The sequence below is a fragment of the Photorhabdus hainanensis genome, from assembly GCF_018448965.1.
GTDB lineage: Bacteria > Pseudomonadota > Gammaproteobacteria > Enterobacterales > Enterobacteriaceae > Photorhabdus > Photorhabdus akhurstii.
In genome coordinates this window covers 14,462-28,484 of sequence record NZ_RCWD01000041.1, presented here as the reverse complement: position 1 = coordinate 28,484, position 14,023 = coordinate 14,462, and the positions used below count along the sequence as shown (strand labels likewise).

The following is a 14,023-nucleotide window of genomic DNA, read 5'->3' as shown; positions in this document are numbered from 1 at the left end:
TATAAGATGTGACCATTATAATGCTCATCTAATATTGACATTCTCATTTTGACAAACCATGATGATGACCATTATAGTGTTCATTAAGGCCATCAATGACCACTATAATGGTCAACAGGAGGAAGTATGTTAAAACATAGAGCCTATTCAAAATTCTCCCAAGAGGCAGTTATGTTACTCGGAGAACAAATCAAGTTAGGTAGAAAACAACGCCATTGGTCAGAAAAGAATTTGGCAGAACGTGCTGGTATATCCAGAACCACGCTACAAAAAATTGAAAATGGGGATATGGGTTGCTCCATAGGATTAGCATTTGAGCTGGCCAACCTTGTAGGTATCAACTTGTTTGACAATGATAAATTTCCTATCTCAACACGTATAGAACAAACAAGAGATAAATTAGTTTTATTACCACGGCGTATTCAGGAAAAAAAGAGAGAGGTATACGATGATTTCTAACAACAAAAAATTTGTTTAGTCCCAACATTTAATGGCTAGTTATGAAAAATTTGCCGAGATTATACGATATCGTTTCACTAATCCTCAGAAAACATCAGAAGAATTATTTTCACGATTAACCCCTGCTTATGATATATGCCCTCAAGGTAGATCGGGTAATGAAGCATCTCAAGCAATGTTAATAGTCGGAAATAAAAATCTCAGCCAATTACAAACCTGTTTAGAAACTGCACATAACTTTAATATCTCAGAGAAAAAAGCAAAAGAAATCTTTAATAGACAAATATTAATCATCCAAGATAATTGGAATAATATCTGTGAAGAAGCTGAGTTAAGTGAAATAGATAAAAAATTGTTCTGGCATAGACAATTTTTAAATCCATTCTCCATAATTTTTTGAGAACTTTAAAATCTGTACATAAACTTATTATAAACCCATCTTATGGGCCAAAATACCTATTCTATTTCAGCAATGGCCCTTAATAATTCATTTTAGAAATATATGTTATATTTGAGCCGATGATAATACTCTGATGATCAATGTAAATAAAATAGTTTCCAATATTGCTTATCACAAATAGCGTTAATTTCATCTGGTAGAATTAACTCACCAAATGGATTTTCTATTATTTACCTTTTCAATGTTGAATTATACTTATACGTCGTCCATACTTTCTAATAAGTACATCAATGTCGGGCCACTGTTGAGTGAATATAAACATGGCCTAATCTTCAATAACTTTTATCACTTGGTATGGAGCATTCTATGGATGTTTGTTCAGGTTGTAATGATTCCCTTCATGATTCCGTTGTTGCGGAAGTAGAAGGCAAGATCTATAAAAGTTGCCCATGTTGTTCCTCCGCAATAGGTCAACATGTTTTTTATCGCTATGAAGACTTTGGTATGAGGGATATGGGTGATGGCCGCTATATTGTTCAGTCTTGGTGTCCTGGTTGTCGTGTGAAAGATGGTAATAAACCAGACATCTGTTTTACCTGCTAAAAGTCGTTTTATTCATGTCTGCTGGTTATTATGCAATAACAGTTGCATGCCAGCAGATAATATAAGAAATAAACAATAAAATTCGTTATTTAAAAACCTGAACGCTAATAAGATACCTTTATCCTGATTTTAAACATTAAAGCGGGAGGAGTTATACAGTATTTAATCAAAATACCTGAGCAGAGAAAAAAATAGTTATAAACTGCATCAAGGACAATAAAATTAAAACAATCTCTATGAATCATACTCCCCCCAGATTGGGTTATTCCACAGCTTAAGCCATCTTGATCATCACCATGCCCAACAGCAACAAGGCAATACCACCCCAACCTTTACAATTCAAACGCTGATTAAACATAATCCAGCCAGCAGCAACCGTCGCGATAATACCGAAAGCGCCCCATAAGGCATAAGCGATGGAAAGCTCAATTCCCTTCACTGCCTGAGCAAGCGCACTGAACGCCCCAAGGACAACAATAATCGAGAGAATCCCCATCCAAGGACGTCTAAAACCATTAGAAAGTTTCAGTAAAATATTCGCTAAAATATCCAACGCTACGGCAAGGAATAAGAACGCCGCATGCCACCATTCAAATTGTTGCAACATGTTATGCCTCCTTTATTTTACTGTTTTTAGTTGTTGCGACACTGACAGCCTTATTTGCCATCTGTTTCACTACCTCTGCCGATTTTTTAACTGCCGCTTTTCTAGTGCCGGATTTAATCAACATAATTCCTGTTATCAGCAGAGCTAAACCACCTACTTTCATCAATGACAGTGACTCATCAAACCACATGACACTAAAAACAGTAATAAATAGAATGCCAACCCCTTCCCACAAAGCGTACGCAACACCTAATGCAACTTTTTTCACCGCCATTGCCAGCAAGATATAGGATGTGGCGATCATGATGTACATAACGGCCATGCCAACCACATCACCGGAAACGCTGGCATGTTTCATCGATAAGGTACCGATAACTTCGGTAACAATTGCCATTGCAAGGAATAACCAATAAATCATTTTCTTTCTCCTGACCACGTAAATACGCATGTCAAGACGCAAGCTAATAAATAATCTAACCCATCCATGCATGAGATGAGAAATAATAACCTGACGTTTTGACGAAATAGAAATACCGGTTGAGAACCGGTTAACAGGAGTCAGACGCTATAATGCGCCACACCAGTAATGCTCACTGGATAAAATGGCAGAAAGGAAAAGCACGTGGGTGGAACTTTGAAACTTGACGCTTTTGGCGCTGTTCATGATATCTCATTCTTTCATCGCACTGATATTCCGCGCGATATACGAAGAATCCTCATAAATAGTGTTAGTGTTAGTGTTCCTATTACTTCTACCATACGAAATAATAGAAAGCAACCTCTCAATTTTGCTCATCTTTTATCTGATAAACAGAGTTGAATCAAAAAACAGAATTGATATCAATATAAGCTGATACCTTGTTGATAACAACCCAAGCCGCTTACAGCGCGGCTTGAGCTTCAACAGAAAGGTTTGCCAATTACTCAAACTCATTCCACGAGCGACCATCGCGAGTGATCATCGCAACCGAAGCAACCGGCCCCCATGTTCCCGCCTGATAAGGCTTAGGCGCATCATTATCCGCCGCCCATGCATTCATAATAGAATCAACCCATTTCCAAGCTTCTTCCACCTCATCACGACGAACGAATAGCGCCTGAATACCCCGCATAGCTTCCAGCAACAATCTCTCATAAGCATCTGCCAATGGAATATGGTTAAACGTTTCAGAGAAACTCAGATCCAACTTAGTGGTTTGCAAACGATGCTTGTGCTCCAGCCCCGGGGCTTTATTCAGAACTTCGATATCAATACCTTCATCCGGTTGCAGACGAATCGTCAGTTTGTTCTGTGGTAGTTGCTGATAAGATTCAGAGAACAAATTCAACGCGGGCTTTTTGAAGTAAACCACCACCTCAGAACATTTCGTTGGCAGACGTTTACCCGTTCTCAGATAGAAAGGCACCCCGGCCCAACGCCAGTCATCAATATCGACACGGATAGAGACAAAAGTTTCCGTCCGGCTGGACTTGTTCGCCCCCTCTTCCTCCAGATACCCTGGTACCTTATGTCCTTGAACAAAACCGGCAGTGTATTGACCGCGTACTGTTTTCTCCCGCACATTCGTGTGATCAATACGACGCAAAGAACGCAATACTTTTACTTTTTCATCACGGATACGGTCTGTCGTCAGATCTGCCGGAGGAGACATAGCAATCATGGTCAGTATTTGCAACAGGTGATTCTGAATCATATCGCGCATTTGCCCGGCTTGGTCAAAATAACCCCAACGACCTTCAATACCAACCTCTTCAGCTACCGTAATTTGTACATGATCAATTGTCCGGTGATCCCAGTTATTCACAAACAGGGAATTGGCAAACCGCAGTGCTAATAGATTCAATACAGTTTCTTTACCCAGATAATGATCGATACGATAAACCTGACGCTCATTGAAATATTTTGCCACTTCATCATTAATGGCTTTAGATGATTCAAGATCAGTCCCTAAAGGCTTTTCCATCACAACCCGATTTGGCTCTTTATTTAACCCGGCAAGGCCCAATCCGTGACAAACCGAACCAAAAGTACTGGGCGGCATGGCAAAATAGTGAATTGCAGGCTGGTGCCCTTGATTAAGAATCGCTTTCAGTTTGGCAAAATCTTCCTTTTGATTAACATCCAGATTACAGAACGCCAAACGTTCACTTAATGTCTTCCATAACTCTGGATCTAATTTTTCCGGCAAGAACGTATTTAAAGCTTCTTCAACAACCTTGGTATACGCCTTTTTATCCCAATCAGCCCGGCCAACACCGATAATTCGGGTTTTTGGGTGGATATAACCCGCTTTCTCAAGCTGGTAAAGGGAAGGCAATAATTTCCGGCGAGCCAAATCCCCTTTAGCGCCAAAAATGACTAAATCACAAGCCTGAGCTGTAGAAGTAACCGCCATATGTATCTCCTCATTGCGGGATATTGTAATTTTGTTACAGCATTAACCGATAATGTACTCTTTTGACTATGGCGCGTAAACAGCGATAACGAATAACCACGATCCTATGTTAACAATATGTTTTACCCATGATAAAAATGTGATAGCTTTATGTAACTTTACAACGTTTATGAAAGATAATTACCAATGTGAAAGTTAGACACTTGTCATACTTTTATGAAAAACATTAAATTATTGTGACTTCCTACTGCCAGCTTCAATTTGCTAATAGTATATTTTCATAAAAATTTATATAGATTTCTCCTCTGAATGAAATCGTCAAAACCACAGGCACAGGTAACTGCGTTTTATGAATACACTGGAACGAGTCCAAAATAGTATCGAATTCTTGAGTAAGTCAGAAAAAAAAGTGGCGCAGATAATCCTGGCTTCACCACAAACCGCGATTCATGCCAGTATCGCAACACTGGCAAAAATGGCGGAAGTCAGTGAACCCACAGTTAATCGTTTTTGCCGCCGTCTGGATACTAAAGGTTTTCCCGATTTCAAACTTCATCTAGCCCAAAGTCTTGCCAATGGCACGCCTTACGTAAATCGCAATGTTGAAGAGAGCGATACAGTTAGTGCCTACACCAATAAAATATTTGAATCGGTAATGGCAACTCTGGATACCGTGAAAAACAATTTGGATATCACAGCCATTAACCGAGCTGTCGATTTACTGACTCAAGCCCGGAAAATCTCATTTTTTGGCCTAGGGGCTTCTGCGGCCGTCGCCCATGACGCAATGAATAAATTTTTCCGGTTCAACATTCCCGTTATCTATTTTGATGACATCGTGATGCAGCGGATGAGCTGTATTAACAGTGCCGAAGGTGATGTCGTCGTACTGATTTCCCATACCGGTAGGACTAAAAGCCTGGTTGAAGCAGCACAACTTGCGCGAGAAAATGATGCAACAGTTATCGCAATTACCTCCCAAGATTCTCCCCTCGCTCACGAAGCAACGCTCGCCATTCTTCTGGACGTCCCGGAAGATACCGATATTTATATGCCAATGGTCTCAAGAATCGCTCAATTAACCGTTATTGATGTTTTAGCGACTGGTTTTACCCTGCGCCGTGGTTCAAAATTCAGAGATAACTTGAAAAGAGTCAAAGAAGCGCTGCGGAATTCACGCTTTGATAAAATTGACTTTCCCTAGACCTGTGAAAATAGTCCCCTCACTATTCGGCTGGCTCGCAACAATTGCGTAGTCAGCAATCGTTTATAACTCATTGGGTGCCAGTAAATAATCTACATTGGTCAAGATATGAGAACAATCATAAAATTATGACAAGAAAATCCTATATCTATTATTTAACTCAATAAAATAATGATAGTTTAAAAAATAAAGAATCAAACCAGAGAGTAATTATAAAAAAACTCCGAAATAAATCGAAACCGGAAGAAATAGAAAACAGTAATATCAAAATAACTTTCAGATGTTGAATATAAATGGCCTAGATATTTATCTGATCATACAATTTCGGGATTTTTTTCTATCCATTATACAAAAACAATTAATCTCCTAAGTTATAAAGACACTTTATCATGATTTTTCCGAGCTAAACTATCATTAAAATAGATTTCCGGAAATTATTTCTACAATAATTTAATACACTGATTATAAAATAAAATCACTTAACTTTAGGAGAAAACATGAACCCAAAAAATGATTTCAAAGCTTTTTCCATTAGTAATAATGCTAATGTAGTCAGTCAAGAAGCCTATGAAGAAAGCCCAAACTTGAAGACTGGATTTCCACCAGAAAATATTACTACTCATTTACTAAACAAAGTATTACGTCAGTCGTCAACCATATCCTCTGTCGTCGCTGATTTTATCATGACACAATCTGGCAATGATGTTTTAGACGATGGTAATATCGCCAACCTCACAACACTATTAAATAGAGCATTAGAACAAAAAATTGCAGCAACAGTGCCAAGCGCTTCATTAACACAACAAGGCGTTATTCAACTCACAGACAATACAGGCAACAGTAATACCCTTGCTGCAACGCAGAAACTTGTTTCCGATGTCAATCACAATGCGAATAACCGGCTGGCAAAAGACCAAAACGGCGCAGACATTCCTGATAAGGATGCTTTTGTGAGAAACCTCAGTTTGTTTGAAAAATTGATCCCGGTAGGGGTGCCACTCCCCTGGCCGACGACCACCCCACCAGAAGGATGGACGCAATGTAACGGCGCTTCCTTTGATAAAACAAAATATCCGAAATTAGCGCAAGCCTACCCTAATGGAGTATTACCCGATTTACGTGGTGAATTTATTCGTGGTTGGGATAATGGGCGTGGTATTGACAACGGACGTAATATATTGAGTTTTCAATATGATGCATTCAAAAGACATAACCATAGTATTAATACCACTGACAGCCCAAGCGCCACCCGTGCAAATACAGATCCCGTGCGTGGTAGTATGCATGGCGATCCAAACGATCGAGGCAGCTTAGGGGAATTGAAATCGATTGGGATGAATGGTGATAATGAAACACGTCCGAGAAATGTGGCATTTAATTACATTATAAGGACCGCCTAATGAGTAAATCCACATTGAAAAAAAATAATATGGATATTAGCACCTTTTCAGATGTTGAATATAAATTATTTAGATATTTATCTGATCATACAATTTCGGGTTTTTATTTCTACCCATTATACAAAAACAGTTAACTGCCTAAGCTATAAGGACACTTTATCATGATTTTTCCGAACTAAACTATCATTAAAATGGATTTTCGGAAATTATTTTTACAATAATTCAATACATTGATTATAAAATAATATTATTTAATTTTAGGAGGGAACATGAATCCCCAAAATGATTTCAAAGCTTTTTCTATTGGTGACAATGCTAATGTAGTCAGTCAAGAAGTCTATGAAGAAAGCCGAAATTTGAAAACTGGGTTTCCCCCAGGGGATATTACTATTCATTTGCTAAACAAAGTATTACGTCAGTCATCAACCATATCCTCTGTCATAGCCAATTTTATTGCGACCCAATCTGGCAATGATATTTTGGATGATGGTGATATAGCTAAACTCATTACTCAATTAAATAGAGCGTTAGAACAAAAAATTACAACAACAGTGCCAAGCGCCTCATTAACACAACAAGGTATTATTCAACTCACAGACAAAATAGGCAACAGTAATACCCTTGTCGCAACGCAGAAGCTTGTTTCTGATATTAATCAGAATGCGAATAACCGGCTAGCAAAAGACCAAAATGGCGCAGACATTCCTGATAAAAATACATTTGTGAAAAATCTTGGCTTAATTGAAACCATTATTAATACCCAATATCCTGTAGGAATTGTGGTTTGGTTCGCTCAAAACAAAAACCCCAATGTGTTATTTCCAGGCACTGTATGGGAATATATTGGTGAAAATAAAACAGTTCGATTAGCTAGCGCCAATGGTTCCGATATTTTATCAACCGGCGGCAGCGATTCGATAAATCTGACAGCGGCACAAATGCCAGCGCATAATCATACATTCTCTGGAACAACGAGCACATTTGATTATGGCACCAAAACCACTAATGTCACTGGAGATCACCATCATGATAGTGGCTGGGGTGAAGCTTGGGGTGGGCGTTACGGCTATTACGACAATTCTAGAAACAATATAGGGTCATCACAAGTGCCAGATAATGACAACTACAAATACAACACCAGCACTGATGGCGCCCACTCTCATGCGGTATCAATAGGAGCACACAACCATACCATTTCAGGTAATACCGGAGATTCTGGCGGCAATGCGGCGATTACAATTACCAATTCATATATTAAGTTGATGGGATGGTATCGGAAAGCATAAGGACCGGCATCCCCACCAGACCGCTGACAAATCTCACGTAAATAACTGTCTCTTGATCATAAGCCTGACTTAAGAGACAGTACCAAGCCCTCCTCAAGGAACACTTGTCATTTACCTACTTTACAGCAAACCTAATCATTACTACTTTTCATCATCAAAACCTCTAGGACCATTAGATTATTGATAAATCGGCAACAAATCGTGATAGGATAGAAATGCGGCAATAAATATCCGTTAAAAATGGTTAACTGATTCGCTAGGGCATAGCGATTGTGTAAAACGTTCCCCCTGTCGTTCCCCTATAGTTGACAACGGTCAATGGGCACTACAGCGAAAAGTATCATGATCAGTTGATACGGGTCACAAAAGTAATCTATAAACAGCCTTGATAGTTGGATTGCCGAAGAGTTTTTTTACTCGTTTTATAGGATAATTAATAGATTATTGATTATTTTTATATAACCAATACCAGTACTCACAGGTCAACGGAGTAACACATGTCCAGACGGCTCAGAAGAACTAAGATTGTTACTACACTTGGTCCGGCTACCGACCGCGATAATAATCTTGAAAAGATTATTGCCGCAGGTGCAAACGTAGTCCGCCTCAACTTTTCCCACGGTACCGCCGAAGATCATCTCCAGCGAGCCAGCAAAGTCCGCGAGATTGCAGCCCGCTTGGGGTGCCATGTCGCTATTCTTGGCGATCTTCAAGGGCCTAAAATCCGCGTATCAACGTTTAAAGAGGGCAAAATTTTCCTGAATGTCGGAGATAAATTTCTGCTTGATGCCAATCTTGGTAAAGGCGAAGGCGATAAGGAGAAAGTCGGTATTGATTACAAAGGATTACCCACGGATGTTGTACCGGGTGATATTTTGTTGCTGGATGATGGACGTGTTCAACTCAAAGTATTAGAAGTTCAGGGCATGAAAGTCTTCACGGAAGTCACTGTAGGTGGCCCGCTATCTAACAATAAGGGCATTAATAAGCTGGGCGGTGGATTATCTGCGGAAGCCCTAACCGAGAAAGACAAAGAAGATATTATTACAGCGGCCAGAATCGGCGTTGATTACCTTGCCGTCTCTTTCCCCCGTACCGGAGAAGATCTTAATTATGCTCGCCGTCTGGCGCGAGACGCGGGCTGTGAAACGCAGATCGTGGCGAAAGTTGAACGCGCAGAAGCCGTTAGCAGTGATAAAACCATTGATGAAATCATTCTGGCTTCTGATGTCGTCATGGTTGCTCGTGGTGACCTTGGTGTAGAAATCGGTGATCCAGAGTTGGTTGGCGTTCAGAAAAAATTAATTCGCCGCGCCCGTCAGCTAAATCGTGTAGTGATTACCGCGACTCAGATGATGGAATCTATGATCACCAACCCAATGCCTACTCGTGCAGAAGTGATGGATGTGGCAAACGCCGTTCTCGACGGTACTGACGCCGTAATGCTCTCCGCTGAAACCGCAGCGGGCCAATACCCTGCCGAAACGGTTGCCGCAATGGCGCGAGTCTGTCTCGGAGCAGAAAAAATGCCCGGCCTCAATGTATCAAAACATCGGCTAGACACAATTTTTGACAGTATTGAAGAAGCCATTGCGATGTCTACCATGTACGCGGCAAACCACCTAAATGGGGTTAAAGCCATTATTGCCATGACTGAATCAGGCCGCACCACTCGTATCATGTCTCGCATTAGTTCTGGTCTTCCCATATTCTCTATGTCCCGTCATGAGAAAACCTTAAACCAAACAGCACTTTACCGTGGCGTTACACCGGTTTATTGCAGTAGTCATACTGACGGCATTACAGCGGCCAATGAAGCAGTTAATCGTCTGCGTGATAAAGGTTATCTGGTTTCCGGCGACCTTGTTCTGGTTACTCAGGGTGATCAGATGGGGACAATTGGCAGTACTAACACCTGCCGTATTCTTGAAGTGGAATAAAGCGCTACAACATTTTGCGCAAAGTTTTCGGGGGATTTGGTTAGATAGAGAAAAATGGCGCATCCCATTTAATCCAACAGTAACTCGACGGTAAAACAGACTTTTACCGTCTTTTATAACATTTCGTGTAATCCTAATTGCTTATAGTAATGCATCATAGTAATAAATGACTCGTCACAAAACCCCCTAATCATTGGATGCCATGTCCAATATTAGGGGGACGATACAAACTTTCAAGCCGTGATAATAACTCTACATCTTTGTAACGAAAATCACAGGTCTTCTCTCCCATATGGCCCAATATCACCGGCTTTCCGAGTCTTAAGTAATTTAAGTATCCAAGTATATTGTTCAGGGTTCGGTCGTACCAATTGCTCCAACTCTTCATTCATCCGACGAGCAATAAAAGCGTCATCTTTGCCATCAATATCATCCATCGGTGGACGAATATAAATATCAAGTTGATGGGTACGGTAATTATAAACCGGAAACAGCGGCACAATAGCCGCACGGCAAATCTTCATCAACCGCCCAATGGCCGGTAATGTCGCTTTATATGTCGCGAAGAAATCGACAAACTCACTGTGTTCCTCACCATGATCTTGATCAGGAAGGTAATATCCCCAGTAACCCTGGCGAACAGTAGCAATAAAAGGTTTAATGCCCGCGTCACGGGAATGTAAACGGCCACCAAAGCGACTCCGCACTTTATTCCACAGATAATCGGCTACAGGGTTCTTCTGATGATGAAACATCGCCGCTGCTTTCTGTCCATTGGCTGTCAGTAATATCGCCGGAATATCCACAGCCCAACCATGCGGGACCATGAAAATAATATTTTTCCCCCGCTCTTTCAGTTGAAGAATAATCTCTTCACCATGCCAATGAGTCCGACTTAAAGCTGATTTTGTACCACGCAGACAAAGTTCAGCCAACATAACAAAAGGTTGAGGTGCGGTAGAAAACATCTCATCAATCAATGCCTCACGCTGTTGCTCCGTCAGTTCCGGCATACAGTAACACAGATTTATTCTTGCTCTACGACGTGCCCCTTTCGCTAACTTACCCGCCAACCAGCCTATTTTAGCCAGCAGAGGATCACGCACTTTAACCGGCAGGTAAGCCAGCCCGGCCAATGCACCAATGCCCAGCCATAACCCCCAGTAACGAGGATGCAGGTAAGATTTATGAAATGTCGGCACATAACCAACTTTACTGTCTGTATCTGTTTCTTTATACATGAGCTAACTCTTTTAAAACAAAAAGATCATTGTTCATTTCACATGTACAGGGGGCTATATCAACACACCTTTTTCTGAACATAAATAAAACGACAGCGGATGATAGCAATCATCCGCTTTAAAGTCTGTTACTAATGAACAATTAAACTCAATCTAACAGAAGCTGAGGCGTGACCTCTTTTACCGTTGCCAGGAATTCTGAGCGTTCTTTACCACTCAAACCACCAGAGCGCGGCAATTTCGCCGTTAATGGATTTACCGCCTGCTGATTGATCCAGAATTCATAATGCAAATGCGGACCCGTAGAACGACCTGTGCTACCGGACAACGCAATACGATCACCCCGTTTTACCTTTTGCCCTGGTTTCACCAACAGCTTTCTCAGGTGCATATAACGCGTGGTATATTGGCGTCCATGACGAATGGCAATAAAGTTACCTGCCGCTCCATTATATTTAGAAACAATCACCTCACCGTCACCCACCGCCAAAATAGGCGTTCCCACTGGCATAGCAAAATCCACCCCTTTGTGTGGCGCGACCCGACCGGTGACTGGATTCACACGCCGAGGATTAAATTGGGAAGATACCCGAAATTGCTTAGTCGTTGGAAAACGCAAAAATCCGCGCTCCAAACCGGAACCTTGACGATCATAAAAACGCCCATCTTCCGCCCGGATAGCATAATAATCTTTACCGCCACTATTTAGGCGAACACCAAGTAATTGGCTCTGTTCACTGTGACCATCCAATATTTCACGGGACAGCAATACAGAAAAGCGATCACCTTCATGTAATTTACGCAAATCAATTTGCCATTGCAGTGCCTTGGTGACTTCACGAGCTTCACTGCTGGTTAAGCCGGCACTTAAAGCACTGCTGGTAAAGTTACTATCAACAACGCCAACAACGACGCTGTTTTTCCACTCCCCTTTCTGAAACTCTTTTGTTTCTTTAAACAGATCGCCTTCACGGGTATAAATGCGCGTTTCACGGCGGGAAACACCCCAAGTCAGAGTTTGCAAGTCACCCGCTTCATTGACTGTCCATGACAATGGCTGGCCAATGTTCAACCCCCGTAACACTTTATGCTGACTCGCGAGTAACGCGACATCAGAAGAGTCGATACCAAATTGGGTCAGAATATTACTGAGGGTATCACCGTCGGAGACAATATATTCATGCGGAGTTTGAGCCGCGACCTCTGAGTTCGTCTCTTCATCAGGAATACCTTCGTCCGGTAGCTGTTCACTGCTATCTGCAATAATCTCATCGCTATCTACGGAAGGATTAATGGCAATGCTGCCGACTGTTGTTTCTTCTTGTTCATGATGATAAGCAATAGGTTGCCACATAGTGACAACCAATGTTGCTACAGTCAGCGAACCCAACATAATTTTATGCGGTCGCGGTAACTCCTTATACACCAGAACGATAGTTTTAACTATCTGTTGCACTCATTGAATTCCTTATTACTTTAATTCAGGCAACCCATGTACTGTTCCGACAACTGAGTTATAAATTTCATATAGCTGTCTTTATCCAATACGATGCGGCTTCCTAACGGGTCCAAGGCGCCCATACGCACTCCCGTATCCTTCGCCACAGCATTAATGACGGTCGGCCTGAATTGTGGCTCAGCAAAAATACAGATTGCTTTCTGCTCAACCAATTGTGTTCGTATATGATGTAGTTTTTGTGCGCCAGGTTGTATTTCAGGATTAATCGTAAAATGTCCTAATGGAGTCAAACCATAATGCCGCTCGAAATAGCCGTAAGCATCGTGAAAAACAAAATACCCCTTACCACGCACCAGCTTAAGAATATTAGCAATATTTTTGTCAGTTTGCGCAAGCTGAGCATTGAATTTACGTAGGTTTACGTCCAGCGCTGTTTTTTTCTGCGGAAAACGCATTTGTAATTGGTCATGAATCCCCTGTGCAACCTGTTTTGCTATTTCTGGCGATAACCAGATGTGCATATTATATTCACCATGAGAATGATGTTCATGGCCTTCTTCATGTTTATGCTGATCTGGTTCATGTAAATCTTCATCATTTTTCAGCAATAATGGCTTAATCGTTGGCAATTGTGCTAAAGCTAGCTGTCTATTTTGTGGAACTTTAGCTAACGGTTTAGACAAAAAGATTTCCATCTCAGGTCCAACCCACACAACTAAATCTGCCTGGTTAATTCTCTTAAGATCAGACGGTTTCAACGCATAATCATGCGGTGATGCCCCATCAGGCAACAGTACCTGCGTATCAGTTACACCATCAGTTATTGCCGCAGCAATAAAACCTAACGGACGAATTGATGTCACAACATCAGCATTAGCCGATTGTATCGTCCCTGACATGAAAACAGCAGTAATCGCGGCCTTACAGAGAAACTTGTGCGCTAGTTTATATGATTTGTGTAACATAATGTAAATATCTCGTGGACAGAAACAAGAATTGTTATATTATAACATCTCAATGTTCACGCA

At 41.2% G+C, this 14,023-nt stretch carries 13 protein-coding genes; 7 read left to right on the top strand and 6 right to left on the bottom strand.

Translation table 11 applies throughout. From position 1 onward, the window contains the following. Positions 1-126 precede the first annotated feature (126 nt). The 3 genes from EAE92_RS19805 to EAE92_RS19795 all read left to right on the top strand — a co-directional run bounded on the left by EAE92_RS19805 (position 127) and on the right by EAE92_RS19795 (position 1,462). Positions 127-459: a helix-turn-helix transcriptional regulator gene (locus EAE92_RS19805; protein WP_036775567.1), complete on the top strand. Its 333-nt coding sequence runs from the start codon at positions 127-129 to the stop codon at positions 457-459. 31 nt (positions 460-490) lie between these two features. Continuing rightward, positions 491-859, top strand: a complete 369-nt coding sequence (locus EAE92_RS19800; protein WP_214069323.1) for a HipA domain-containing protein — start codon at positions 491-493, stop codon at positions 857-859. A gap of 366 nt (positions 860-1,225) precedes the next feature. Then, a complete protein-coding gene (locus tag EAE92_RS19795; protein WP_214069322.1) occupies positions 1,226-1,462 on the top strand; it encodes a hypothetical protein in 237 nt (78 codons plus the stop codon). A gap of 274 nt (positions 1,463-1,736) precedes the next feature. Here EAE92_RS19795 and mdtI read toward each other — a convergent pair whose 3' ends face one another. The 3 genes from mdtI to zwf all read right to left on the bottom strand — a co-directional run bounded on the left by mdtI (position 1,737) and on the right by zwf (position 4,465). Further along, positions 1,737-2,069: a multidrug/spermidine efflux SMR transporter subunit MdtI gene (gene mdtI, locus EAE92_RS19790; protein WP_036806393.1), complete on the bottom strand. Its 333-nt coding sequence runs from the start codon at positions 2,067-2,069 to the stop codon at positions 1,737-1,739. Between the two features lies 1 nt (position 2,070). Then, the gene (gene mdtJ / locus EAE92_RS19785) at positions 2,071-2,487 is read right to left on the bottom strand and encodes a multidrug/spermidine efflux SMR transporter subunit MdtJ (RefSeq protein ID WP_214069321.1); all 417 of its coding nucleotides are present in this window, start codon (positions 2,485-2,487) and stop codon (positions 2,071-2,073) included. Between the two features lie 502 nt (positions 2,488-2,989). Further along, on the bottom strand, positions 2,990-4,465 hold the full coding sequence (gene zwf / locus EAE92_RS19780) for a glucose-6-phosphate dehydrogenase (protein WP_036775560.1): 1,476 nt from the start codon (positions 4,463-4,465) through the stop codon (positions 2,990-2,992). A 349-nt stretch (positions 4,466-4,814) separates the two neighbouring features. On the opposite strand from zwf, the gene EAE92_RS19775 reads away from it, so the two are divergent. The 4 genes from EAE92_RS19775 (at position 4,815) to pyk (ending at position 10,295) form a co-directional block, all read left to right on the top strand. Continuing rightward, a complete protein-coding gene (locus EAE92_RS19775; RefSeq protein ID WP_214069320.1) occupies positions 4,815-5,669 on the top strand; it encodes a MurR/RpiR family transcriptional regulator in 855 nt (284 codons plus the stop codon). A gap of 497 nt (positions 5,670-6,166) precedes the next feature. Beyond that, positions 6,167-7,069 carry a phage tail protein gene (locus EAE92_RS19770; RefSeq protein WP_214069319.1) on the top strand — a complete coding sequence of 301 codons (903 nt, stop codon included), beginning with the start codon at positions 6,167-6,169 and terminating at the stop codon, positions 7,067-7,069. Between the two features lie 269 nt (positions 7,070-7,338). Then, entirely contained in the window at positions 7,339-8,355 is a 1,017-nt protein-coding gene (locus tag EAE92_RS19765; protein WP_214069318.1) for a tail fiber protein, read from the top strand. Between the two features lie 497 nt (positions 8,356-8,852). Beyond that, positions 8,853-10,295: a pyruvate kinase gene (pyk, locus tag EAE92_RS19760; protein WP_046396361.1), complete on the top strand. Its 1,443-nt coding sequence runs from the start codon at positions 8,853-8,855 to the stop codon at positions 10,293-10,295. A gap of 272 nt (positions 10,296-10,567) precedes the next feature. Here pyk and lpxM read toward each other — a convergent pair whose 3' ends face one another. From lpxM to znuA, 3 genes are all read right to left on the bottom strand, one after another. After that, the gene (gene lpxM / locus EAE92_RS19755; RefSeq protein WP_214069317.1) at positions 10,568-11,536 is read right to left on the bottom strand and encodes a lauroyl-Kdo(2)-lipid IV(A) myristoyltransferase; all 969 of its coding nucleotides are present in this window, start codon (positions 11,534-11,536) and stop codon (positions 10,568-10,570) included. 148 nt (positions 11,537-11,684) lie between these two features. Continuing rightward, positions 11,685-12,992, bottom strand: coding sequence for a murein DD-endopeptidase MepM (gene mepM, locus EAE92_RS19750; protein ID WP_214069316.1), 1,308 nt, complete (start codon positions 12,990-12,992; stop codon positions 11,685-11,687). 20 nt (positions 12,993-13,012) lie between these two features. Beyond that, positions 13,013-13,960, bottom strand: coding sequence for a zinc ABC transporter substrate-binding protein ZnuA (znuA, locus tag EAE92_RS19745; RefSeq protein ID WP_214069315.1), 948 nt, complete (start codon positions 13,958-13,960; stop codon positions 13,013-13,015). Positions 13,961-14,023 lie beyond the last annotated feature (63 nt).